At 42.4% G+C, this 23,884-nt stretch carries 22 protein-coding genes; 15 read left to right on the forward strand and 7 right to left on the reverse strand.

Annotation, left to right across the window (positions count from 1 at the left end; all coding sequences use genetic code 11):
* Positions 1-148: 148 nt before the first annotated feature.
* Together WAX86_RS04865 and glnS are read left to right on the forward strand one after the other, a co-directional pair.
* Positions 149-2,812, forward strand: a complete 2,664-nt coding sequence (locus tag WAX86_RS04865; protein ID WP_341489195.1) for a beta-N-acetylhexosaminidase — start codon at positions 149-151, stop codon at positions 2,810-2,812.
* 233 nt (positions 2,813-3,045) lie between these two features.
* Positions 3,046-4,713: a glutamine--tRNA ligase gene (gene glnS, locus WAX86_RS04870; RefSeq protein ID WP_065170222.1), complete on the forward strand. Its 1,668-nt coding sequence runs from the start codon at positions 3,046-3,048 to the stop codon at positions 4,711-4,713.
* A gap of 277 nt (positions 4,714-4,990) precedes the next feature.
* On the opposite strand, the gene fur is transcribed toward glnS, so the two are convergent.
* The gene (gene fur, locus WAX86_RS04875) at positions 4,991-5,437 is read right to left on the reverse strand and encodes a ferric iron uptake transcriptional regulator (protein WP_005300226.1); all 447 of its coding nucleotides are present in this window, start codon (positions 5,435-5,437) and stop codon (positions 4,991-4,993) included.
* Positions 5,438-5,629: 192 nt separating this feature from the next.
* Between fur and WAX86_RS04880 the strand changes: the two genes are divergently transcribed.
* Positions 5,630-6,091 carry a DUF4442 domain-containing protein gene (locus WAX86_RS04880; RefSeq protein WP_065170223.1) on the forward strand — a complete coding sequence of 154 codons (462 nt, stop codon included), beginning with the start codon at positions 5,630-5,632 and terminating at the stop codon, positions 6,089-6,091.
* Between the two features lie 115 nt (positions 6,092-6,206).
* Here the strand turns inward: WAX86_RS04880 and fldA are convergent, their stop codons facing one another.
* The 4 genes from fldA to WAX86_RS04900 all read right to left on the reverse strand — a co-directional run bounded on the left by fldA (position 6,207) and on the right by WAX86_RS04900 (position 7,958).
* Complete coding sequence (gene fldA / locus WAX86_RS04885; RefSeq protein WP_005300225.1) at positions 6,207-6,734, reverse strand: flavodoxin FldA; 528 nt, start codon at positions 6,732-6,734, stop codon at positions 6,207-6,209.
* A 27-nt stretch (positions 6,735-6,761) separates the two neighbouring features.
* Entirely contained in the window at positions 6,762-6,896 is a 135-nt protein-coding gene (locus tag WAX86_RS04890) for a hypothetical protein (RefSeq protein ID WP_265094721.1), read from the reverse strand.
* Positions 6,889-7,110: a DUF2788 domain-containing protein gene (locus WAX86_RS04895; protein WP_036764176.1), complete on the reverse strand. Its 222-nt coding sequence runs from the start codon at positions 7,108-7,110 to the stop codon at positions 6,889-6,891. The genes WAX86_RS04890 and WAX86_RS04895 overlap by 8 nt, the downstream gene beginning before the upstream one ends.
* Before the next feature lie 86 nt (positions 7,111-7,196).
* Entirely contained in the window at positions 7,197-7,958 is a 762-nt protein-coding gene (locus WAX86_RS04900) for an alpha/beta fold hydrolase (protein WP_065170224.1), read from the reverse strand.
* 102 nt (positions 7,959-8,060) lie between these two features.
* On the opposite strand from WAX86_RS04900, the gene seqA reads away from it, so the two are divergent.
* A complete protein-coding gene (seqA, locus tag WAX86_RS04905; RefSeq protein WP_065170523.1) occupies positions 8,061-8,606 on the forward strand; it encodes a replication initiation negative regulator SeqA in 546 nt (181 codons plus the stop codon).
* Between the two features lie 49 nt (positions 8,607-8,655).
* Entirely contained in the window at positions 8,656-10,302 is a 1,647-nt protein-coding gene (gene pgm / locus WAX86_RS04910) for a phosphoglucomutase (alpha-D-glucose-1,6-bisphosphate-dependent) (RefSeq protein ID WP_068945965.1), read from the forward strand.
* A gap of 119 nt (positions 10,303-10,421) precedes the next feature.
* Here pgm and WAX86_RS04915 read toward each other — a convergent pair whose 3' ends face one another.
* Complete coding sequence (locus WAX86_RS04915) at positions 10,422-11,210, reverse strand: DUF1853 family protein (RefSeq protein ID WP_341489196.1); 789 nt, start codon at positions 11,208-11,210, stop codon at positions 10,422-10,424.
* Between the two features lie 119 nt (positions 11,211-11,329).
* On the opposite strand from WAX86_RS04915, the gene WAX86_RS04920 reads away from it, so the two are divergent.
* Both WAX86_RS04920 and WAX86_RS04925 read left to right on the forward strand, forming a co-directional pair.
* On the forward strand, positions 11,330-11,536 hold the full coding sequence (locus WAX86_RS04920) for a DUF2517 family protein (protein ID WP_065170227.1): 207 nt from the start codon (positions 11,330-11,332) through the stop codon (positions 11,534-11,536).
* A 181-nt stretch (positions 11,537-11,717) separates the two neighbouring features.
* Entirely contained in the window at positions 11,718-12,476 is a 759-nt protein-coding gene (locus tag WAX86_RS04925) for a Nif3-like dinuclear metal center hexameric protein (RefSeq protein ID WP_138242027.1), read from the forward strand.
* A gap of 89 nt (positions 12,477-12,565) precedes the next feature.
* On the opposite strand, the gene WAX86_RS04930 is transcribed toward WAX86_RS04925, so the two are convergent.
* Positions 12,566-13,855 (reverse strand): citrate synthase, encoded by a 1,290-nt coding sequence (locus tag WAX86_RS04930; protein ID WP_005300214.1) that lies wholly within the window; start codon positions 13,853-13,855, stop codon positions 12,566-12,568.
* Positions 13,856-14,241: 386 nt separating this feature from the next.
* Here WAX86_RS04930 and sdhC point away from each other — a divergent pair, with 386 nt between their 5' ends.
* From sdhC to sucD, 8 genes are all read left to right on the forward strand, one after another.
* Positions 14,242-14,643 (forward strand): succinate dehydrogenase cytochrome b556 subunit, encoded by a 402-nt coding sequence (gene sdhC / locus WAX86_RS04935; RefSeq protein WP_044176127.1) that lies wholly within the window; start codon positions 14,242-14,244, stop codon positions 14,641-14,643.
* Positions 14,637-14,984 carry a succinate dehydrogenase, hydrophobic membrane anchor protein gene (gene sdhD, locus WAX86_RS04940; RefSeq protein WP_341489197.1) on the forward strand — a complete coding sequence of 116 codons (348 nt, stop codon included), beginning with the start codon at positions 14,637-14,639 and terminating at the stop codon, positions 14,982-14,984. The genes sdhC and sdhD overlap by 7 nt, the downstream gene beginning before the upstream one ends.
* Positions 14,985-16,751 (forward strand): succinate dehydrogenase flavoprotein subunit, encoded by a 1,767-nt coding sequence (gene sdhA / locus WAX86_RS04945; RefSeq protein ID WP_341489198.1) that lies wholly within the window; start codon positions 14,985-14,987, stop codon positions 16,749-16,751.
* A gap of 14 nt (positions 16,752-16,765) precedes the next feature.
* Positions 16,766-17,476, forward strand: a complete 711-nt coding sequence (locus tag WAX86_RS04950) for a succinate dehydrogenase iron-sulfur subunit (protein WP_005300210.1) — start codon at positions 16,766-16,768, stop codon at positions 17,474-17,476.
* Between the two features lie 151 nt (positions 17,477-17,627).
* Entirely contained in the window at positions 17,628-20,450 is a 2,823-nt protein-coding gene (gene sucA, locus WAX86_RS04955; RefSeq protein ID WP_065170232.1) for a 2-oxoglutarate dehydrogenase E1 component, read from the forward strand.
* A 31-nt stretch (positions 20,451-20,481) separates the two neighbouring features.
* The gene (odhB, locus tag WAX86_RS04960; protein ID WP_154139929.1) at positions 20,482-21,693 is read left to right on the forward strand and encodes a 2-oxoglutarate dehydrogenase complex dihydrolipoyllysine-residue succinyltransferase; all 1,212 of its coding nucleotides are present in this window, start codon (positions 20,482-20,484) and stop codon (positions 21,691-21,693) included.
* Positions 21,694-21,830: 137 nt separating this feature from the next.
* A complete protein-coding gene (sucC, locus tag WAX86_RS04965; RefSeq protein WP_341489199.1) occupies positions 21,831-22,997 on the forward strand; it encodes an ADP-forming succinate--CoA ligase subunit beta in 1,167 nt (388 codons plus the stop codon).
* Complete coding sequence (gene sucD, locus WAX86_RS04970) at positions 22,997-23,869, forward strand: succinate--CoA ligase subunit alpha (RefSeq protein WP_341489200.1); 873 nt, start codon at positions 22,997-22,999, stop codon at positions 23,867-23,869. The genes sucC and sucD overlap by 1 nt, the downstream gene beginning before the upstream one ends.
* Positions 23,870-23,884: the final 15 nt, after the last annotated feature.

Here is a 23,884-nt window from a genome sequence, read left to right on the forward strand (position 1 = left end):
AACTGTAACACCGTAAAACTTTAATAAACCGGCCTCTCTCATAATTTCTTAAGCGAAATGAGAGGCCGGGATTTTGAGTACCTTATTTTCAGTACTCGGTTTAGATTTCCCTAAATTATTAGGGGCTCGGGAGACAAGGAAACATATCATGACTCTAAAATTATCTGCGTTAGCTTCTGTTATCGCTCTTGCGGTAACTGGATGTGCTTCACAAGGAACAAATGATCAAGCTGTAGTTAATAACCTAGCGAATAATCTAGAAGTTAATTACAAGGTAGTAACGAACCATGGTGCTGACAACGGTCTACAATGTCAAAACCTAGGCGCAGAATGGGCTTCTTGTGACCTAATTAACCTTACTCTTGTTAATAATGGCCCTGAAGTAACAAGCAAAGATTGGAAAATCTATTTCCACAGCATCCGCCAAATTTTGGATGTACAAAACGATCAATTTAAGATCACTCACGTAACTGGTGACCTACATACACTAGAGCCAACCGAGAAATTCGATGGTTTTGCTGAAGGTGAAACGGTTGTGATCCCATACGTGGGTGAATACTGGACTCTGTTTGAAAATGATTACATGCCACGCGCTTATGTTGCAGCAGGCAAAGCAGAGCCAAAAACAATTAAAAGTACTGACACTGAAAATCCAGCAGATTACTTAAGCCCAATTGATGGTGATAATTGGAAACGTGTACCTGCTGATAACAACACGCTAGCTACTGCGCAGTCTCGTTTTGATAAAAATAACGATGTACAGCTACTTGCTAAAGAAGAAATTGCAGGCACTATCGTTCCAACTCCATTGAGCACTAAGCTAACGGGTAAAACGGTATCACTAACAAATGGTATTGCGATTGATAACTCGGCGTTATCTGGCGATATGCTAAATGCAGTAAAAGCACGTTTAACCATGCTTGGTGTGAACAGCAACGGTTCATACCCAGTTAAAGTAGAATTAGCACCTAAGCACTTTGCAAAAGCAAACCAAGTATCTGGCGCATATCAATTAGATGTTACGCCAAAAGGAGCCACTATCCTTGGTTTCGATAAAGAGGGTGCGTTCTACGGTATGCAATCTCTGATGTCTCTAATGAGCACAGGTACACAAAACGAAATTCCTACTCTAAAAGTTGTGGATGCACCTCGTTTTGATTACCGTGGCATCATGGTTGATGTAGGCCGTAACTTCCACAGTAAAGAAGCGATTCTTCGTACTCTGGATCAGATGGCTGCCTACAAGATGAACAAACTTCACATGCACTTATCTGATGATGAAGGTTGGCGTCTAGAAATTCCTGGTCTTCCTGAGCTAACCGATATTGGTGCGAAGCGCTGTCATGATCTTTCTGAAACATCGTGTTTGCTTCCTCAGTTAGGTTCTGGTCCTGAAGCAAATAACTTCGGTTCTGGCTTCTACAGCAAGCAAGATTACCTAGATATCTTGAAATATGCGAAAGCTCGCGGTATCGAAGTGATTCCTGAAATCGACATGCCAGCACACGCTCGTGCTGCTGTTGTGGCAATGGAAGCGCGTTATAACCGTTTAGCGGCTGATGGTGATATGGAAGCGGCGAACGAGTACCGTTTGATGGATCCTCAAGATACTTCAAATGTAACAACGGTTCAGTTCTACGATAAGCGCAGCTTTATCAACCCATGTATGGATTCATCGATGAACTTCGTGAACAAGGTGATTTCAGAAGTGGCTGCGATGCACCAAGAAGCAGGTATGCCTCTAACAACATGGCACTTTGGTGGTGACGAAGCGAAAAATATCAAGCAAGGTGCGGGTTTCCAAGATCTTAACGCTGGCGATAAGGTGGCATGGAAAGGCAACATCGATATGTCTGCTGAAAACAAGCCATTTGAAAAATCACCAATGTGTAAGAAGCTAGTGGACAGCGGTGAAGTAGCTGATTATGCACATTTACCAAGCCACTTTGCTGAGAAAGTAAGTGAAGTTGTTAATAGTAAAGGCATTCCACACTTCCAAGCATGGCAAGATGGCCTGAAGTATTCGAAAGATTCTTCAGCGTTTGCAACAGATAAAGTACGCGTTAACTTCTGGGATGTATTGTACTGGGGTGGTACAGCATCTGCTTACGATTGGGCTGATAAAGGTTATGACGTAATCGTATCTAACCCAGACTACGTATATATGGATATGCCATACGAAGTGGATCCTCAAGAGAAGGGCTACTACTGGGCAACACGTGCGACTGATACTCGTAAGATGTTTAGTTTTGCGCCAGAAAACTTACCACAAAACGCAGAAACTTCAGTAGACCGTGATGGCAATGGTTTCTCTGGTAAAGGTACGACTGAATCGAAAGGTTTCTACGGCCTATCGGCTCAGCTATGGAGTGAAACAGTACGTACTGATGATCAGTATGAGTACATGGTATTCCCTCGCGTACTTGCAGCTGCAGAGCGTGCATGGCACGAAGCTAGCTGGGAAAATGAATACAAGACAGGCGTCGAATATTCACAAAAGAGTAATCTAGTGAATAAGAAAGCGCTAAATAACGATTGGACTCGTTTTGCCAACGTACTGGGTCAACGTGAATTGGCTAAACTGGATGCTGCTGGTATTCAATACCGTGTCCCAGTACCTGGTGCAAAAATTATTGATGGTAAGCTAAACATGAACGTGAGCATGCCAGGTCTTAAGCTTCAGTACTCAACAGATGCTGGTAAGACTTGGGTAACTTACTACAATGAAGTGAAACCAACAGTAACTGGTAAAGTTGAAGTTCGCGCAGTAAGTGCTGATGGTAAACGTACCAGCCGAGTTGTGAGTCTATAAGATTCCCCCTAATGCTAGATTTTTCTATGAGTCAATATGGAAAAAAATAGCAAAAACTATCGTGCGGAAATGTTTTTCCGCACGAATTCCAGAATCTGATATGATTAAACCTCGCATTTGCGAGGTTTTTTTGTTCATATCGCAAAACAATGCACACTATTTGTTGAGTCGTGAGTCATATTTGTGGATCATAGGCTGAATTAAAAATCCTGTAAGCACACGAGGTATTATTGATGAGTGGAACTGAAGCTCGTCCAACTAACTTTATCCGCCAAATTATCGATGCGGATTTAGCAAGTGGCAAACATACAAGCGTTCATACCCGATTCCCACCAGAGCCAAATGGTTATCTGCATATCGGTCATGCTAAATCTATTTGTTTGAACTTCGGTATCGCTCAGGACTATCAGGGTCAATGTAACTTACGTTTCGACGATACAAACCCTGAGAAAGAAGACATCGAATACGTTGAGTCTATTAAGAACGATGTTAACTGGTTGGGCTTTCAGTGGAGCGGTGAGATTTGCTATTCATCGAACTACTTCGATAAGCTACACGGGTTTGCTATTGAATTAATTAATAAAGGCTTAGCGTATGTTGATGAGCTAAGTCCTGAGCAGATGCGCGAATACCGCGGTACACTTACCGAGCCAGGTAAGCATAGCCCATACCGCGATCGTAGCGTAGAAGAGAACCTTGAACTATTTGCCAAAATGAAAAATGGTGAAGTAGAAGAAGGTAAAATGTGTCTTCGTGCGAAGATCGATATGGCATCTCCATTTATGGTTATGCGCGATCCTGTTCTATACCGTGTTCGTTTTGCGACACACCATCAGACAGGTGATAAGTGGTGCATTTACCCAATGTACGACTTTACTCACTGTATTTCTGATGCGTTAGAAGGCATTACTCACTCTATCTGTACGCTAGAGTTTATGGATAACCGTCGTCTATACGATTGGGTTCTAGAGAATATTACTATCGACTGTACCCCTCATCAGTATGAGTTCAGTCGTCTAAATCTAGAATACACAGTGATGTCTAAGCGTAAGCTAAACCAGCTGGTAACCGATAAATTGGTTAACGGTTGGGATGACCCACGTATGCCGACTATTTCAGGCCTACGTCGTCGTGGTTATACTGCTGGCTCTATTCGTGAGTTCTGTAAGCGAATTGGTGTGACTAAGCAAGATAACACCATTGAGATGAGCTCTCTTGAAGCGTGTATCCGTGAAGATCTAAACGAAAATGCACCACGTGCAATGGCTGTACTAGATCCAGTTAAAATTGTTATCGAAAACTTCGATGGCGAAGCTGAGACTCTAAACATTGCAAACCATCCAAATAAACCTGAGATGGGTAGCCGTGAAGTGCCATTTACTCGTGAAGTTTACATTGAGCGTGAAGACTTCCGTGAAGAAGCAAACAAGAAGTACAAGCGTCTAGTTCTTGGTAAAGAAGTACGTCTTCGCGGTGCTTATGTGATTAAAGCTGAGCGCGTAGAAAAAGACGAAGCAGGTAATATCACTACTATCTACTGTACTTATGATAATGAGACTTTAGGTAAGAACCCTGCTGATGGTCGCAAAGTAAAAGGTGTAATTCACTGGGTATCTGCAGATCAATCTGTACCTGCTGAAATTCGTCTATACGACCGTCTATTTACCGTACCAAATCCTGGTGCTGCAGAAGATTTTGTCTCTGTAATTAACCCAGAATCTCTAACTGTGATGAATGGCTTTGTTGAGCCAGCTCTTGTTAATGCACAAGCAGAACAAGCATACCAGTTTGAACGTCTAGGTTACTTCTGTGCAGATAGCAAAGATTCAAGTGCAGATAAGCTAGTATTTAACCGTACTGTAGGCTTACGTGATACTTGGGCTAAAATTGCTGACGAGTAATCGTTTATCACTTAAGTGAGCATAAATTATGAAGGTGGGGCTTTGGCTTCACCTTTTTTTGTACTCAAAACTTTTGGATACTTAAAATCTAGGATTTTACAACAAGAATTGGATTAGTCAGTACCGTTATTAGAGGTGCTAGCTGCGTTAGGACTGTGGATCGATAATAAAAAACCAGCCGATAATTAGGCTGGTCCTTGAGGTGAATCTACTTTCTTTCTTACTATGTTGAGCGCATAGCTTTTGGCTTTAGTTATTGAATTATGAAAGCAGTAGATTATTTCTGATCGTGCAGGCTCTCGTCTTTACAGCAATCACCGTTTGCACAGTGGCCATATAGATACAGGCTATGATTAGTCAAGTCGACATTGTATTGTGCTGCGATCTCTTTCTGACGACGCTCAATAAGCTCATCAGAGAATTCAATTACTTTGCCACAATCTAAACAAACAAGGTGATCATGATGGTGTTGTGTTGCTAGTTCGAACACAGATTTACCACCTTCAAAATGATGGCGAGTCACAATGCCAGCATCATCAAATTGGTTCAAAACACGGTATACGGTCGCTAAACCAATTTCTTCGCCGATATCAATCAGCTTTTTGTAAAGGTCTTCCGCACTAATGTGTTGACACTCTGGTTGTTGAAGAACTTCTAAGATCTTCAAACGAGGTAGTGTAATTTTCAAGCCTGCTTGCTTAAGCGCGTGATTATTATCTGACATTCGAGTTTCCTATGGGCTAGCTGCGAAATAGAAGCAGTAGTCTTTCTCATTAATGTTTATTATAAGTGACCATAAGATAACATTAAACCTCAAAAAGCAACTAATCTGTGTTCTGGGTAGATTTTCTGAAGTTTGCTTAATTGTTATCAGGATGTATCATGTTTTACATTGTGCGACAGGGAGTGGATCACAATGAATTACTATAAACCCAGCATCGTAAAACTGGCTTTAAATCTATGGCCACCATTTTGGGGCTCAGGCATTAAGATAGTCGCAATCAGTGATGATTTCCGCTCTGTTAAGATGAAACTTAAATTGCGCTGGTGGAATAAAAATGCCAATCGTTCTCAGTATGGTGGAAGTATATTTTCCCTAACCGATCCTGTCTATTCGCTTATGCTTATGGGTATCTTAGGCCCTAACTATTACGTTTGGGATAAACAGGCCGATATTAATTTTATCCGCCCAGGCTGTAGTGATCTGTTTGCTGACTTTGTTATTTCTGATAGCTGTGTTGAAGCAATAAAAAAGGCAACAGAGCAGGGTGATAAATATTTCCCTGAGTTTGTGGTTCATGTTCATAATGCCGCAGGTGAAGTGGTTTCGACGGTTAAACGAACGCTGTATGTCCGTAAGAAGCCTGAACATCGGTAGATCAAAATGGATATGGATAGAGTAGATGTTGGCGAAGTGCGTTGTATCAAGAAGAATTGATAATAAAAAAGCGCACTGATTTGCTCTAGTGCGCTTGGTTTGAGAATGGAGAATATTAGTCCATTAACTCAGATAGACACATTTCGTCCATTAGCTGATTAACCCACTGGGTCACACGCTGTTCAGTCAGTTCAGGTTGACGGTCTTCATCAACACATAGACCAACAAAGTGGTTATCATCAACCAGTGCTTTTGAAGCTTCAAACTCAAAGCCTTCTGTTGAGAAGTTACCTACTACTGTTGCGCCACGGCCTTCTACGATTTCACGGATAGTGCCCATCGCATCACAGAAGTATTCTGCGTAATCTTCTTGGTCGCCACAGCCAAAGATAGCAACAAGCTTAGTTGAGAAGTCGATTTGCTCTAGTTCTGGGAAGAAGTCATCCCAGTCACATTGAGCTTCACCGTAGTACCAAGTTGGGATACCAAGAATAAGCAGATCAAAGTTATCGATGTCTTCTTTGCTGCTTTTCGCAATATCTTTAACCTCAACCAGTTTGTCACTTAGTTGCTTCTGGATCATTTTAGCAACAGCTTCAGTATTACCTGTGTCGCTACCGAAGAAGAGTCCTACACTCGCCATAGTAAAGATTACCTGTATTGTTGTAGTTTAACCGTACACAAAGACGGCTGAATTCAATGTTGTACCAATGATAATCGTTTCTGCTGCACAAACTGAATACTTTTTGCTGGCAGCAGATCCTTTTGTCGTTTGATTGCTCATTGTTCGAGCAATTTTAGCCAAGGCCAGATCCTTCCCAACTAAGTTGAATAATCCCTTTGGAGATAAATCCCGCACATCCTAAAAATAGCACTAACCAGACAATACGGCGGCCAAAAGGGGGAACCTTGCCTTGCTTTAAAACATCCTTAATTGCCATACCAATAAAAAAGAAAATAGCGGCAAATAAGAGGTCCAATCCGATTGATTCGAGTAAATCCATGTACTCATAAAGCATAACGAATCCTTACGCAGCTCGAATGGGATCACTATATCATAGAGTTGCAGATCAATTCACGGTCTCTTGCTTGTCTTTCTAGCCCGTTATTTTTGCAAAAACTGCTCAATCACCCGATTGACGGTTTCCGGTTTTTCCGCATGAAGCCAGTGTCCAGTATTTGCAACCAAATGAGCTTTTGCGTTCGGAAACTGTCTCATAATAGCCTCTCGATAATCTGGTGTGATGTATTCGGAGTCTTGCCCTTTCATAAATAACGTTTTACCCGTAAATGGGGTAATGTCGTGCCAACCCATAATAGTTTGGTAATTTGCAATTAGGCCTTCAACATTAAAACGCCATTGATAGCCGTTCTCTGTTTTTGTGAGAGATTTGAGCAGAAATTGACGAACACCGGGATCTTGAACATGAAGCGCTAAATACTGTTCTGCTTCTTTTCGATTTAAGATTATGTGGTTACTGACTTCACGTAAACCAGCAAAGACATTTTGGTGACGATGTTCACTATACGCAACAGGTGCAATATCAAGAACAACCAAATGATCAATGCGATCAGATGCCAATTCTGTAAGCGACATGGCGACTTTTCCACCCATTGAATGTCCGATTACTGCAAAATGATCGATTGATAATTCATCGATCATATCGAGTACATCTTGCGCCATTTGCTGATAAGTAAACTGATCACTATGAGGCGATAAACCGTGATTGCGTAGATCAACGTTAATCACTTTATATTTATCTTTCAATGCCCTAGAAATTAAACCTAAGTTATCGCCACTGCCAAATAAACCGTGGATCAAAATGATCGGGTAACCATCCCCAATTGCGTGGTAATGTAACTTCACTGACAATTTTCTCTTATTTGTTATGGTATTTACCGTAGAGTATAACCTCGGATCAGGTTATAATCGCATGAGATTTTAAACGGAACGATAATGAAGACAACGATGAAAACTATTGAGGTAGACGAAGAGCTATACCGTTTTATTGCGAGTCAAACTCAACATATCGGTGAAAGTGCATCTGATATCTTACGTCGCTTGCTTATGATGCCTGATACTCAGTACCAGCCACAACCTGAAGTGGTTATGCCTGTACGTCCTCGTGGTATTGTAGTAAGCAAAGACGCAGGAAATGAACCCCAGTTAGATCGTGTAAAAGAAATGCGATCACTACTGATTTCTGATGAATTTGCCGCACAGGAAAAGGCCATTGGTCGCTTTATGTTGATTCTGTCGTCCCTTTATCGAATCGATTCTAAAGGTTTTACAGAAGCGGCAGCCATCAAAGGTCGTACTCGTGTTTATTTTGCTGAAGATGAAGCAACATTACTGGCGAGTGGTAAAACTACAAAACCAAAAGCTATTGCTGGCACACCATTTTGGGTGATCACCAATACCAATACCGACCGTAAACGCCAGATGATTGACCAACTCATGGTTAAAATGGGCTTTGCTCAAGACATCGTTGATAAAGTTTGCGGCGAGATTTAATGGGGGCTTTTAGCCCTCCTTTTTTATTTCACAAGGACTCGTTAATTATATGGCTATTCATGATCGAGCAGGTCAGCGTGCACAACAAAGTGATTTGATTAATATCCCTGCGTTAGTTGCAAACTACTTTCTGATTGAACCAAGTGCTGATAATGCGGCACAGAAAGTAGAATTTGGTACTTCGGGCCACCGCGGTACAGCCAATAAAGGAACATTCAACCAACACCATATTTGGGCAATCGCTCAAGCGGTAGCAGAGGTTCGTCAAGCACATGGCGTGACAGGTCCTCTTTTCTTAGGTAAAGATACTCACGCATTATCTGAACCTGCATTTATCTCTACCCTTGAAGTACTGGTTGCTAATGGCGTTAAGGTTATTGTTCAGAAAGACAATGGCTACACACCAACACCGGGTGTATCTCATTCCATTCTATGTCACAACAAAGCATCGGCAGAAAAAGCTGATGGTATTGTTATTACACCTTCTCATAACCCACCTCAAGATGGCGGTATTAAATATAACCCTGTACATGGTGGTCCTGCTGAAGGCGAATTGACAACGGCGATTGAATCACGAGCAAACGAAATTATTGCTGGTGGTATGCAAGCTGTGAAGCGTATTGCTATTGAACAAGCGCTAGCCAGTGATTTAGTAGAAGAGCGTGATTTGGTTACGCCTTATGTTGAAGATCTTGTCAATGTAGTCGATATGGCTGCAATTCAAAATGCGAACTTAACTATTGGTGTGGATCCTCTAGGTGGTTCGGGTATTGAATACTGGCGTGAAATTGCAAAACACTACAATCTAAACATCACGTTAGTTGATGAGTCGATTGATCCATCATTCCGTTTTATGTCATTAGACAAAGATGGTGTGATTCGTATGGACTGCTCATCGCCATATGCGATGGCCGGTTTGCTTGAGTATAAAGACAAGTATGATCTTGCTTTTGGTAACGACCCTGATTATGACCGTCATGGTATTGTGACACCAGCAGGTTTAATGAATCCAAACCACTATTTAGCAGTGTGTATTGATTACCTATACCGTCATCGTGCTCAGTGGGCTGATGGTGTTGCTGTTGGTAAAACATTGGTATCAAGTGCGTTGATTGACCGTGTGGTTGCAGATCTTGGTCGTACTTTATGTGAAGTACCAGTAGGCTTTAAGTGGTTTGTTGATGGATTGTACTCTGGTGAACTTGGCTTTGGTGGCGAAGAGAGTGCCGGGGCATCGTTCCTACGTATGGATGGTACACCTTGGTCAACAGATAAAGACGGTATTTTACTGTGCCTATTAGCAGCCGAAATCACAGCGGTAACAGGTAAGAACCCACAGCAATACTATGAAGAATTAGCGGCTAAACATGGCGCTTCTGAGTATAGCCGTCTGCAAGCTGTAGCAAACAAACAACAAAAAGCGGTATTGAGTAAGCTATCACCAGAAATGGTTGCTGCTGAAACATTAGCTGGAGACGTAATTACTGCGCGTTTAACTCATGCTCCTGGTAATGGCGCTGCTATCGGTGGTCTTAAAGTGACGACTGAAAATGGTTGGTTTGCAGCTCGCCCATCAGGTACTGAAGATATCTACAAAATCTACTGTGAAAGCTTTAAAGGTAAAGAGCACCTAGCCCTTATCGAAAAAGAAGCACAAGAGATTGTTAGCAAGGTATTTACTGACGCAGGTCTTTAATTTGCCGTAATCTTAGGTAAAAGATATCTATTTAATACCCCAGTAGTTAAGAGCTGCTGGGGTATTTTTTTATAACTGTTACAACAGATGGCCTTGTAGTTGAATAAACAAATATCACGCTATGGTTTTGAGTTTGGCCAGTATGAGGGCATAACAAACCAAATTTGATTGTTTTCATCTATCGCCTGAGTTGGATGGGTGAGTGGATTATGGTTGCTTTGAGGTTTTAGGGCTTGATATCGCGGAGGTGAAAGCCACTCTGATTTATCAAAAAAGCGTAAATGAGCAGGAGCATGTTCGGCAAAACACCAGAGCCCTTTGGCACAATTAGGGTTGATATCTGGTGCTTTGATTTGCGTTGATTTTGAGGTAAAGAGTCGACCCTGCATAATAAGACGCTTAACCTCTGGTTGCCCAAATTGAGTTTGCCATTGCTGTTGATAAGCCGGTTGTTCAGTCAGTAGCAATTGGTGAGATACCATTCGTGCTGTTTTTTTCTCTAGCTGATCATTTGCATTTGGACCGAGCCACTGTGCTTTATGCTGTAGATAAAATTTAATAGCCACTTCCCAATGCTCAATTTGCTGGGTTTGTTTTTCTCGAACTAGAAAATCGATAGCTCCAAGTGTCTGTTTATCTTGATATATCTGAATTTCTTCGGCAATGAGTTCATATTGAGGGTGAGCCAAGATGAATTGACGCCACAACCATTGATAATAAAACCCCAGTCTCCGATTTCCTTCATATCTACTCCATGTTGGTTTTACTGCCGTTTGGAAAAAATGCTTTAGCCACTGGTTATCAACATAATTGACGTGGTCTGATAACAGAGAGGGGAGCGCCATTACTGCCCGAATATCCGTATCGAACTTCTGAATTGAATTTTCAATATTGTTTATTAATGACATTATTTCATTCTCGTAAAGAATTTTTGCACAGATAGGCGCTATTTTCAGCAAAAATCTGTAGTAATAATACACGCATTCCATTACAGTAATTGGAGGTTAGACCAGTTGAGGGGAATACAATGTTTACGCCATTTTCTATTGTGAATATTATTTTACGCCGAATTTTTGTTCTTGTTGCAGGTATTGTTTCATTTCCTGTAATGGCGTGTCTATCTCATTCCCGACGCTCACGATTCTACAGTTATTTGCACCGTTATTGGGTAAAAACCAGTACGAAGCCTGTGTGGTTAAAATTATCAGAGCATGGCGCAAGTGAGCTCTACTAATATCGACTACCAGTTATAACGGTTATAGCCACATCTATCTTGAAGTTACTTGGGTATATTGAAGTTACTTGAGTATAAATGTGGCTTTATCTTTTTGCTTGGATGGTTTGTCTTAGTTGATACTGTATTTTATTGTGTAAACCAGTATGATTAATCTGTTACTTAATATTTAGGATTGATCATGAATAACATCCAATTAGAACGTCTACTGAATGATTTCCTTTCTCCTCAATTAATTAATGATTACTGCCCAAATGGTCTTCAAGTCGAAGGCAAGTCAGAAATTAAAAAGATTGTTACAGGCGTTACTGCTTGTCAGGAATTGATCGATCTGGCGATTGCAGAGAATGCCGATGCCTTATTGGTCCATCATGGTTTTTTCTGGAAAGGAGAGCCTGCTCCTCTTCGTGGTATGAAGTATCGCCGTATCAAAGCGCTGATTGAAAATGGCATCAATCTATACGCATATCATTTACCTCTCGATGTACATCCGCAAGTTGGTAATAATGTTAAGTTAGCTCAATTACTTGGCATTGATATTATTGGTGGCTTAGAGCAGGATAATCCTCGCTCAATTGCACTTTATGGCGAATTAGAACAACCGCTTGAAGCCAGTGAATTTGCCGCTCGTATCGCGATGACATTGCAGCGTGAGCCTCTTTATATTAGTGGTAACCAATCACAATTGATTAAAACGGTTGGGTGGTGTACTGGTGGTGGTCAAGACTATATTGAGCTGGCGGCCTCGCAAGGAATTGACGCTTTTATCTCTGGTGAAGTATCAGAACGTACAACTCATACCGCTCGTGAAATGGGCATTGATTACTTTGCCGCAGGCCACCATGCCACCGAGCGTTATGGTGTGAAAGCACTGGGTGAGTGGCTGGCGCAAGAGCATGGTTTTGATGTTCAGTTTATTGATGTGAATAATCCAGTGTAATAATTAACGGAAAAAGCCTAAGAAATTATCCAGTTCCTAGGCTTTGTTTTTCTATTTATTTAGAGCTAGCTGTAATCTTTCGCTACTCGCTACTCACGTTCATGCATTGGACTAAACTCACGTTGATCTTCGCCAGTATAAAGCTGACGAGGTCGGCCGATACGGTTGGTTGGATCACCATGCATTTCATTCCAGTGAGCAATCCAGCCAATGGTGCGTGACATTGCAAAAATAACCGTAAACATAGAAACTGGAATACCAATGGCTTTTAGAATAATACCTGAGTAGAAATCAACATTTGGATACAGTTTTTTCTCTACAAAGTATTCATCAGAAAGCGCAATACGCTCAAGCTCCATCGCCACATCCAGTAGTGGATCATCAATATTAAGCTCATTGAGTACATCATGACACGCTTCACGCATTACTGTCGCTCGTGGGTCATAATTCTTGTAAACACGATGACCAAAGCCCATTAAGCGGAATGGATCATCTTTATCTTTGGCGCGCTCAATAAATTCTGGAATATTATCTACGCTACCAATTTCTTCTAACATCTTGAGACAGGCTTCATTTGCCCCACCATGAGCAGGTCCCCAGAGAGATGCAATACCTGCAGCAATACAAGCAAATGGGTTTGCACCAGAAGAGCCGGCTAGACGTACTGTTGAAGTTGATGCGTTTTGTTCATGATCGGCGTGAAGAATAAAGATTTTATCTAACGCACGGCCAACCACAGGGCTAACTTCATATTCCTCACACGGCGTTGCAAACATCATATGTAAAAAGTTTTCGGCGTAATCAAGATCATTACGCGGATAGATAAACGGTTGACCGATTGAGTACTTGTAACACATTGCCGCCAAGGTTGGCATTTTTGATAGGAGGCGGAATGCTGTGACTTCTCGGTGGTAGTCGTTATTGATATCTAAGGCATCGTGATAGAAGGCAGCTAAAGCGCCAACCACACCACACATAACGGCCATTGGGTGGGCGTCACGTCTAAAACCATGGAAGAAACTAGCAATTTGCTCATGCACCATCGTATGACGAGTTACCGTAGTTCGGAACTTTTCGTATTCTGCTCGTGTAGGGACTTCACCGTATATCAAAATGTAGCAGACTTCTAAATAGTCAGCATGATTGGCTAGCTGATCAATTGGAAAGCCACGGTGTAGCAAAATACCGTTGTCGCCATCGATATATGTAATTTGAGATTCACATGAGGCAGTAGCTAGAAAACCTGGGTCAAATGTAAAATAACCGTTAGCACCTAATGTTCGAACGTCAATAACAGCAGGACCTTGAGTTCCCTCAATAATCGGCAGTTCAATTGGTGCCTGCCCTTCAATATGAAGAGTAGCTTTCTTATCTGCCATAACAATCTCCTTTGCTTTTTATAATCCTAAATCCACACGGATGTACATTTGTTGTACCGCTGAGAGAGCTAATTGTCAATTTTTGTGCGTCTATGTGTGCGCTTGTTTATAAGTTTTAACTTTTAAGTAAGTTTTATTGTGAAATGTGTTTGAGGTCATGTAACAAGAATTGTTTTTAAATGTTACAGATTGTATACTCGCGGTAGATCTCTGGTAAGCTCAAGCCAGAGCAAGTAACCTAAGTTTTCAACAAAATAAGTAACTTAGGCCAGCAAGATACTTCTGTTTTCATTAAAGAATACCTTGTTTAGGTTGCATTTTTGTTACTCTTATGTTTTCGGCTCAGGCGTTCATTCCAGAGGTTTTTTATTACTATAAAAAGCTCAATGGAGCTGAGTGAGCAGAAAGTGAAAGTAAAGAAAGTCAGACCAGTCAACCTCGACCTACAGACGATCCGTTTTCCTATAACGGCCATCGCCTCTATATTGCATCGTGTTAGCGGTGTAATTACCTTTGTTGCCATCGCTATTTTGCTGTGGCTACTCAACGTTTCGTTATCTTCTCCTGCAGGATTTACTTCAGCAAGCCAGATAGTTGATGGCTTTTTGGTGAAATTTATTCTATGGGGAATTCTTACTGCGCTGTTTTATCACCTTGTGCTAGGTATTCGTCATCTTGTGATGGATATGGGATTTGGTGAAGAAATGTCTGCGGGAATTGCCAGTGCAAAAGTTGGCTTTGCAGTAACAGCTGTCTTGTCATTAATTGCAGTGGTGATTGTATGGTAAGTAAAGTTTCAAGTTTTGGCCGTAACGGCGTACATGATTTTATATTAGTCCGTGCAACTGCCTTGATATTAACCCTCTACACACTGTATCTAGTTGGATTTTTGTTATTTGGTCCTCCCATTACCTATGCTGTTTGGCTCGAATTTTGGGGCGCTTTATCAACAAAAGTTTTCACTATGCTAGCTCTTTTTTCCATTTTAATTCATGGCTGGATTGGGATCTGGCAAGTATTGACTGACTACATTAAACCTGCCGGATTAAGGGCTGGATTGCAGTTTTTTGTGATTGCTCTACTGCTGGTGTACCTGTTTTCTGGATTTTTTATTGTGTGGGGTGTGTAAGTGAGTATCTCAGTTCGTGAATTTGATGCTGTTGTGATTGGTGCTGGGGGAGCGGGTATGCGAGCAGCCCTTCAGATATCAGAGCAAGGTTTAAAGTGCGCTTTATTATCAAAAGTGTTTCCGACACGTTCTCATACCGTTTCAGCTCAAGGCGGGATCACTGTTGCATTAGGAAACTCTCATCCTGATAACTGGCAATGGCATATGTACGATACGGTAAAAGGTTCTGATTACATTGGTGATCAAAATGCCATTGAGTATATGTGTTTAAATGGGCCCAAATCAGTCATTGAGCTTGAGAAGATGGGATTACCATTTTCTCGTTTTGATAATGGGACTATTTATCAACGTCCATTTGGTGGCCAATCCAAAGAGTTTGGCGGTGAGCAAGCAGCTCGTACAGCAGCCGCCGCGGATCGTACCGGCCACGCCTTACTTCATACCTTGTATCAGCAAAATATTAAACATAAAACAACAATTTTTTCAGAATGGTATGCGCTTGATCTGGTTAAAAATCAAGATGGTGCCATTTTAGGCTGTACTGCTCTTTGTATGGAAACCGGTGAGATTTGCTATTTCAAATCAAAGGCTACCATTTTAGCAACTGGAGGCGCGGGTCGTATTTACGCTTCAACAACCAATGCTCATATTAATACAGGTGACGGTGTTGGTATGGCATTGCGAGCTGGTGTCCCTATGCAGGATATGGAAATGTGGCAATTTCACCCAACTGGTATCGCAGGGGCTGGAGTGTTAGTTACAGAAGGCTGTCGCGGTGAGGGTGGTTACCTGCTCAATAAAGATGGTGAGCGCTTTATGGAGCGTTATGCACCTAACGCAAAAGATCTTGCAGGTCGTGATGTCGTCGCCCGTTCTATGATGGTTGAAATTCGAGAAGGTCGAGGCTGTGATGGCCCATGGGGACCGCATATTAAGTTGAAACTTGATCACTTAGGTAAGGAAGTTTTGGAGTCGCGTTTACCCGGTATTTGTGAATTATCGCGAACCTTTGCTCATGTTGACCCAGTTAAAGAGCCGATTCCTGTGATTCCTACCTGTCATTATATGATGGGAGGCATTCCGACCCAAGTATCAGGACAAGCCATTAAGCAAAATGCATCGGGGCAAGATGTTGATGTTCAAGGGCTATTTGCTTGTGGTGAAATCGCATCTGTCTCGGTTCATGGCGCGAATCGATTAGGTGGTAACTCACTACTTGATTTGGTGGTGTTTGGTCGTGCAACAGGGCTGCATTTAGGCGAAACCTTGCTGGCTCAAACAGAAGCTCGCCCTGCTACCGACTCTGATATTGAAGCATCGTTAAGTCGATTAAACCGTTGGAATCGGACCCAACAAGGTGAAGACCCAGTTCAGATTCGCAAAGATCTGCAAACGTGCATGCAAAATAGCTTCTCTGTTTTTAGAGAAGGGGAAGCAATGGCTGAAGGGCTCAAAGAGTTAAAACAGATTAGAGAACGCTTAAACGAAGCTCGTCTTGATGATACATCGACTGAATTTAATACTCAGCGAATTGAATGCTTAGAATTAGACAACTTGATGGAAACAGCAATGGCTACCGCTGTGGCTGCAAATTATCGTACAGAAAGTCGAGGAGCTCATGCTCGTTTTGATTTCCCTGAGCGAGATGATGAAAATTGGCTCTGTCATACCATTTATAATCCTGAGACAGAATCGATGTCTCAGCGCGCGGTAAATATGACGCCAATTCATCGTGAAGCATTTCCACCAAAAGTTCGTTCATATTAAGGGAGGGTAGAGAGATGAAACTGAATTTTTCTATCTATCGTTACAACCCTGATATTGATGATGCACCGCATATGAAAGGTTACACACTGGATGTACCAGAAGGAACCGATATGATGGTGCTTGATGCATTAATTCTATTAAAAGAGCAGGACCCAAGTATTGCTTTTCGCCGTTCGTGCCGAGAAGGGGTTTGTGGTTCTGACGGCATCAATATGAACGGAAAGAATGGGCTTGCTTGCATTACGCCACTGTCGACTTTAATGACGCAAAGTACAATTGTTATTCGTCCATTACCAGGATTGCCGGTTATTCGAGACTTAATTATTGATATGGAACAGTTTTACAGTAATTATGCCAAAGTTAAACCGTTTCTGATGAATGAGGGGATCCCTCCTGCTCGAGAGCATTTGCAATCTCCAGAAGAACGAGCGCATTTAGATGGATTGTACGAATGCATTATGTGTGCGTGTTGCTCAACATCTTGTCCTTCTTTTTGGTGGAATCCTGATAAATTTATCGGTCCTGCGGGATTATTGGCAGCATATCGCTGGTTAATCGATAGTCGAGATACAGCAACTGATGAAAGATTATCGGAATTGGATGATGCGTTTAGCGTTTTTCGTTGCCATGGCATAATGAACTGTGTAAATGTTTGTCCTAAGGGATTAAACCCCACAAAAGCGATAGGTCACATAAAATCTATGCTGTTAAAGAGAGCAGTATAGGGTTTAGAAATATTATGGCATGATAGTGATATGATTTTTGCCAATCATATTGAAAGATAAGAATTATCGATATGCTGGCCTGCAACAGATGGTCAGCTTTTATCTCGGCACAGACCGAGGCGTTGCGATAACTAGTGGTTAAGGGAAAACAATGCAGAATGGCGTGATGAAGGCCTGGTTGGAGTCTTCTCATTTAGCTGGCGCCAATGCGGCTTATGTAGAAGATCTCTACGAGTTGTATCTTAGCGATCCAGAGTTAGTCGATGAACAGTGGCGAAATGTGTTTGATGCGCTACCTGTTGTTAATCAAACAACGGTAGAACAACCACACTCCCGCGTTCGAGACTACTTCCGTCGACTTGCTAAAGAAACAACTTTTTTAAGTACTACCGTGACAGATCCGGATGAAGATGCGAAACAGGTAAAAGTGTTGCAGTTAATCAACGCATACCGTTTCCGTGGACATCAACACGCAAACCTCGATCCATTAGGATTGTGGCAACAAGAGCGTGTGCCTGATCTTGCTCCTGAGTTTCATAATTTAACGGAAGAAGATTTCGATCAAAGTTTCAATGTGGGCTCCTTTGCCGTTGGCCAAGAAACCATGAAGCTTTCTGAAATCTATGAAGCGCTAAAACAGACCTATTGTGGTTCCATTGGTGCTGAGTACATGCATATTACTGATACAGAAGAAAAACGTTGGATTCAACAGCGTTTGGAATCTGTGTTGGGGCATGATGAGTTCAGTCAAGATGAGCAAAAGTGTTTTCTTGAAGAATTGACCGCTGCTGAAGGTTTGGAGCGTTACCTTGGCGCTAAATTCCCAGGAGCTAAACGCTTCTCGCTTGAAGGTGGTGATGCTCTAATCCCTATGGTGAAAGAGTTGATTCGCCATGCGGGAAGCCAAGGTGTTCGAGAAGTTGTTGTTGGTATGGCCCACCGTGGTCGACTCAATATGTTGGTTAACGTGTTGGGTAAAAAACCACAGGACTTATTTGACGAATTTGCAGGTAAGCATGGTGAAAGTTGGGGTACCGGAGATGTGAAATACCATCAAGGTTTCTCCGCCGATTTTGCAACGCCTGGTGGTGATGTTCACTTAGCTTTGGCATTTAACCCATCTCACCTTGAAATTGTAAACCCTGTGGTCGTAGGGTCAGTTCGTGCTCGTCAAGACCGCCTAGGGGATCATCAAGGAAGCAAAGTATTACCAATTACTATTCACGGCGATTCTGCGATTGCAGGTCAAGGTGTGGTTGCTGAAACTTTCAATATGTCACAGGCTCGTGGTTATCGAGTGGGTGGTACAGTTCGTATTGTTGTGAATAACCAAATTGGTTTTACAACATCAAATCCGCACGATACGCGTTCAACCGAATATTGTACCGATATTGCCAAGATGGTTCAGGCTCCAATCTTCCATGTAAATGCCGATGATCCTGAAGCCGTTGCTTTTGTTACACGCTTAGCATTTGATTTCCGCCATGAGTTCAAGCGCGATGTCGTGATTGATTTGGTTTGTTATCGCCGTCATGGTCATAATGAAGCTGATGAGCCAAATGCAACTCAGCCTCTGATGTACCAAAAGATCAAAAAGCATCCAACGCCACGTAAGCTTTATGCCGATTACTTAACCGAGCAAGGTGTCTTTGGTTTAGATACCGCAACTGAACTGGTTAATGAGTATCGTGATGCGCTTGACCGTGGTGAGTGTGTGGTGAAAGAGTGGCGACCAATGAAGCTGCAATCGGTGGATTGGGCTCCCTATTTAGGCCACGATTGGACCACTGAGTGGAATAGCAAAGTTGATATTAAGCGGTTAACCGATTTAGGGACTCGCTTATGTCAGTATCCTGAAAGCCATAAACTGCATAGCCGTGTTGATAAGCTTTATAACGATCGCTTAGCAATGATTGCAGGCGAAAAGCCAGTTGATTGGGGCATGGCAGAAACCTTAGCTTATGCAACCTTAGTTGATGATGGGCGTCGAGTTCGTATTACTGGTCAAGATTCTGGTCGTGGTACTTTCTTCCATCGTCATTCAGTTCTACATAATCAAAATGATGCCAGTATCTATGTACCATTAGCGCATTTGCATGATAAGCAAGGTGCATTTGAAGTATTCGATTCGGTATTATCAGAAGAATCCGTACTTGCCTTTGAGTATGGCTATGCGACGACAGAACCTCGTGGTTTGACTATTTGGGAAGCGCAGTTTGGTGACTTTGCCAATGGTGCGCAGGTTGTTATTGATCAATTTATTAGCTCAGGCGAGCAGAAGTGGGGTCGTATGTGCGGCTTAACCATGCTGTTACCTCATGGCTATGAAGGTCAAGGTCCGGAACACTCATCTGCCCGTTTAGAACGCTATTTACAGCTGTGTGCTGAGCAAAACATGCAAGTGATGGTGCCATCGACACCGGCTCAGGTTTATCACATGCTGCGTCAGCAAGTACTTCGCCCAATGCGTCGTCCGCTGATTGTTATGTCGCCTAAATCGTTATTGCGTCATCCATTATGTATTTCGACTATGGATGAACTTGCTAATGGCACATTCCAAGCAGCTATTGATGAGGTGGATGCATTAGATCCAACTCAAGTAAAACGTGTCGTCTTTTGTTCAGGTAAAGTGTATTACGATCTGCTAGAGCAACGTCGTAAGAATGAACAGACGGATGTTGCAATCATTCGTATTGAGCAGCTATATCCTTTCCCATTGGAGTTAGTGAGAGAGCTTTTGGCTCCTTATGCTCATGTAACCGATTATGTTTGGTGCCAAGAAGAGCCACAAAACCAAGGTGCGTGGTACTGTAGCCAACATAACTTTTATGCCGCAATTCCGGCTGGCGCTAAACTGACTTATGCGGGACGCCCTGCATCTGCATCGCCTGCAGTAGGTTATATGTCGGTACACTTAAAACAACAGAAAGCGCTAGTTGAAGATGCGTTAACTGTCGAACAAAAAGAGCTTTAGTAAGAGCTGGAACAAAAAGGACAATCACGATATGACAATCGAAATTCTGGTTCCCGATTTACCTGAATCTGTAGCAGATGCAACGGTAGCCACTTGGCATAAAAAACCTGGTGATATGGTTGAGCGCGATGAGGTTCTAGTTGATATCGAAACGGACAAAGTTGTACTAGAAGTACCAGCGCCTGAAAGTGGTGTACTTGAAGCAATTATTGAAGATGAAGGTACAACCGTATTAACCAAACAACTTATTGGTCGCTTAAAAGTAAACGCAGTAGCGGGTGAGCCAACAGTTGATGTGCCTGCAGGTGCTGAAGCGTCACCAAATAAACGTAATACAGCGGCATTAAGCGAAGAAAATAGTGAAGCGTTAAGTCCCGCAGTACGTCGTCTACTTGCCGAGCATAACCTTGAAGCAAAACAAGTTCCAGGTACTGGTGTCGGTGGACGAATTACGCGAGAAGATGTTGATAACTATTTGAAAAATCAGCAGCCAGTTGCTGTAGTGAATACGACGGTAGAAGTAAAAGAAGCACCTCTATCGCATCGTAGTGAAAAGCGCGTACCAATGACTCGTTTGCGTAAACGTGTTGCTGAGCGTCTGCTTGAAGCTAAAAATAGTACGGCGATGTTAACGACATTTAATGAAGTTAACATGAAGCCAATTATGAATATTCGCCAACAGTACAAAGATGTGTTTGAAGAGCGTCATGGTATTCGTTTAGGTTTCATGTCTTTCTATGTTAAAGCGGTTGTGGAAGCGCTTAAACGTTATCCAGAAGTGAATGCATCTATTGATGGTGATGACATTGTTTATCACAACTTCTTTGATGTTAGCATTGCGGTTTCAACCCCTCGCGGCTTAGTGACACCAGTGCTTCGTGACTGCGATAAATTGAGCTTGGCTGAAATTGAGAAGGGCATTCGAGATCTTGCGATTAAAGGTCGCGATGGCAAACTGACAGTGGATGAGCTCACTGGTGGTAACTTTACCGTTACTAACGGTGGTGTGTTTGGTTCATTAATGTCAACGCCAATTATCAACCCACCACAAGCGGCTATTTTGGGTATGCATAAAATCCAAGATCGTCCAATGGCGGTTGATGGTAAAGTAGAAATACTGCCAATGATGTATTTGGCACTGTCTTATGATCATCGTTTGGTTGATGGTCGTGAGTCAGTCGGTTTCTTAGTAACAATTAAAGAACTGCTTGAGGATCCGACGCGTCTACTCCTTGATGTTTAACGGATAAAATAAAGCCAAACGCATGCTCACGTTTGGCTTTTTTCTAGCAGAGAATGACGAAGGTGTACCAAAAGAGTACGCTATATGGAAATAACGAGTCTCCCAATAAAGAGACCGATAACAATGGATAGAACATTATGAATTTGCATGAATATCAGGCAAAGCAGCTGTTCGCTGAATATGGTCTGCCTGTCCCAGAAGGTTACGCGTGTAGTACACCACAAAAAGCGGCAGAAGCTGCGGGTAAAATTGGTGGTGAGAAATGGGTTGTAAAATGCCAGGTTCATGCTGGTGGTCGAGGAAAAGCCGGTGGTGTCGAGTTACACGAAACCAAAGAAGGCATCAAAACATTTTCTCAGCAATGGCTAGGTAAACATTTAGTCACATATCAAACAGATGCTAATGGGCAACCTGTCTCAAAAATTCTAGTTGAAGCAGCATCAAATATCGCCAATGAGTTGTACTTAGGAGCTGTGGTTGATCGCGCTTCTCAACGTATTGTATTTATGGCCTCAACAGAGGGCGGCGTTGAAATTGAGAAAGTTGCAGAAGAGACTCCAGAGCTTATTCATAAAGCTGCAATTGATCCTCTTGTTGGTCCTCAAGCATATCAAGGTCGTGAATTAGCATTTAAGTTGGGTTTAACTGGCGATCAAATTAAGCAATTTACTCAGATCTTTTTAGGGCTAGGTAAAATGTTTACAGATTATGACTTGGCGCTTCTTGAGATTAACCCGTTAGTTATTACTGGTGGCGGCAACTTATTGTGTCTTGATGGTAAGATCAATATTGATGCAAACGCCTTGTACCGTCAGCCTAAGTTACGTGAAATGCACGATCCCTCACAAGAAGATGAGCGCGAAGCACATGCCGCTCAATGGGAACTTAACTACGTAGCACTCGATGGCAATATAGGCTGTATGGTAAATGGTGCAGGTCTTGCTATGGGGACAATGGATATTGTTAACCTCCATGGTGGACAACCTGCTAATTTCCTTGATGTTGGCGGTGGTGCAACCAAAGAGCGTGTAACAGAAGCGTTTAAAATTATTCTCTCAGACAGTAATGTTAAAGCCGTATTGGTAAATATTTTTGGTGGTATCGTCCGATGCGATCTGATTGCCGAGGGTATTATTGGTGCAATTGCTGAAGTTGGTGTAAAAGTTCCAGTCGTTGTACGTCTTGAAGGGAATAATGCTGAGCTCGGTGCGGCAAAATTGGCCGAGAGCGGATTAAATATTATTGCAGCAACATCGCTAACAGAAGCGGCCGAAAAAGTGGTTCAAGCAGCGGAGGGCAAATAATGTCAATTCTTATCAATAAAGACACCAAAGTTATTTGCCAAGGCTTTACCGGAGGCCAAGGAACATTTCACTCTGAACAAGCTATTGCTTATGGAACTCAAATGGTGGGGGGCGTCTCACCAGGTAAAGGAGGTTCCACACATTTAGGCTTACCCGTTTTTAATACAGTTCGAGAAGCTGTTGAAGCAACTGGCGCAACGGCAACCGTTATTTATGTTCCTGCGCCATTTTGTAAAGATGCCATCTTAGAAGCCATTGATGCTGGCATTGAACTTATTGTTACGATCACCGAAGGTATCCCAACCTTAGATATGCTGGATGTAAAAGTACGTCTAGATCAGGCCGGTGTTCGCATGATTGGCCCTAACTGTCCGGGGGTGATTACTCCTGATGAGTGTAAGATTGGCATTATGCCAGGTCATATTCATAAAGCGGGTAATGTGGGTATTGTGTCTCGTTCTGGGACATTGACCTATGAAGCGGTTAAACAGACAACAGATGAAGGGTTCGGTCAATCAACGTGTGTTGGTATTGGCGGTGATCCTATTCCGGGATCAAGTTTTATCGATATCCTCGCGATGTTTGAACAAGATCCAGCAACAGATGCCATTGTCATGATTGGTGAAATTGGCGGTACCGCCGAAGAAGATGCAGCAGCTTATATTAAACAACATATCACAAAACCTGTTGTCTCTTATATTGCAGGAGTTACGGCACCTCCAGGTAAACGCATGGGGCATGCTGGTGCAATTATCTCAGGTGGAAAAGGAACCGCAGAAGATAAATTTGCGGCTCTAGAAGCTGCAGGTGTACGTACGGTGAAAAGTTTAGCTGATATTGGTTTGGTTTTACGTGAAGTGATGCCCAAGTAATAGCATCGGTTGAGC

The sequence above is a fragment of the Photobacterium damselae subsp. damselae genome (genome assembly GCF_038086725.1).
GTDB classification, from domain to species: domain Bacteria; phylum Pseudomonadota; class Gammaproteobacteria; order Enterobacterales; family Vibrionaceae; genus Photobacterium; species Photobacterium damselae.

Bases quoted from the DNA above. Each gene is read 5' to 3' on its own strand.
- WAX86_RS04865 (WP_341489195.1), top strand. From the start codon at position 149: ATGACTCTAAAATTATCTGCGTTAGCTTCTGTTATCGCTCTTGCGGTA.
- glnS (WP_065170222.1), top strand. From the start codon at position 3,046: ATGAGTGGAACTGAAGCTCGTCCAACTAACTTTATCCGCCAAATTATC.
- fur (WP_005300226.1), bottom strand. From the start codon at position 5,437: ATGTCAGATAATAATCACGCGCTTAAGCAAGCAGGCTTGAAAATTACA.
- WAX86_RS04880 (WP_065170223.1), top strand. From the start codon at position 5,630: ATGAATTACTATAAACCCAGCATCGTAAAACTGGCTTTAAATCTATGG.
- fldA (WP_005300225.1), bottom strand. From the start codon at position 6,734: ATGGCGAGTGTAGGACTCTTCTTCGGTAGCGACACAGGTAATACTGAA.
- WAX86_RS04895 (WP_036764176.1), bottom strand. From the start codon at position 7,110: ATGCTTTATGAGTACATGGATTTACTCGAATCAATCGGATTGGACCTC.
- seqA (WP_065170523.1), top strand. From the start codon at position 8,061: ATGAAAACTATTGAGGTAGACGAAGAGCTATACCGTTTTATTGCGAGT.
- pgm (WP_068945965.1), top strand. From the start codon at position 8,656: ATGGCTATTCATGATCGAGCAGGTCAGCGTGCACAACAAAGTGATTTG.
- WAX86_RS04915 (WP_341489196.1), bottom strand. From the start codon at position 11,210: ATGTCATTAATAAACAATATTGAAAATTCAATTCAGAAGTTCGATACG.
- WAX86_RS04920 (WP_065170227.1), top strand. From the start codon at position 11,330: ATGTTTACGCCATTTTCTATTGTGAATATTATTTTACGCCGAATTTTT.
- WAX86_RS04925 (WP_138242027.1), top strand. From the start codon at position 11,718: ATGAATAACATCCAATTAGAACGTCTACTGAATGATTTCCTTTCTCCT.
- WAX86_RS04930 (WP_005300214.1), bottom strand. From the start codon at position 13,855: ATGGCAGATAAGAAAGCTACTCTTCATATTGAAGGGCAGGCACCAATT.
- sdhC (WP_044176127.1), top strand. From the start codon at position 14,242: ATGGAGCTGAGTGAGCAGAAAGTGAAAGTAAAGAAAGTCAGACCAGTC.
- sdhD (WP_341489197.1), top strand. From the start codon at position 14,637: ATGGTAAGTAAAGTTTCAAGTTTTGGCCGTAACGGCGTACATGATTTT.
- WAX86_RS04950 (WP_005300210.1), top strand. From the start codon at position 16,766: ATGAAACTGAATTTTTCTATCTATCGTTACAACCCTGATATTGATGAT.
- sucA (WP_065170232.1), top strand. From the start codon at position 17,628: ATGCAGAATGGCGTGATGAAGGCCTGGTTGGAGTCTTCTCATTTAGCT.
- odhB (WP_154139929.1), top strand. From the start codon at position 20,482: ATGACAATCGAAATTCTGGTTCCCGATTTACCTGAATCTGTAGCAGAT.
- sucC (WP_341489199.1), top strand. From the start codon at position 21,831: ATGAATTTGCATGAATATCAGGCAAAGCAGCTGTTCGCTGAATATGGT.
- sucD (WP_341489200.1), top strand. From the start codon at position 22,997: ATGTCAATTCTTATCAATAAAGACACCAAAGTTATTTGCCAAGGCTTT.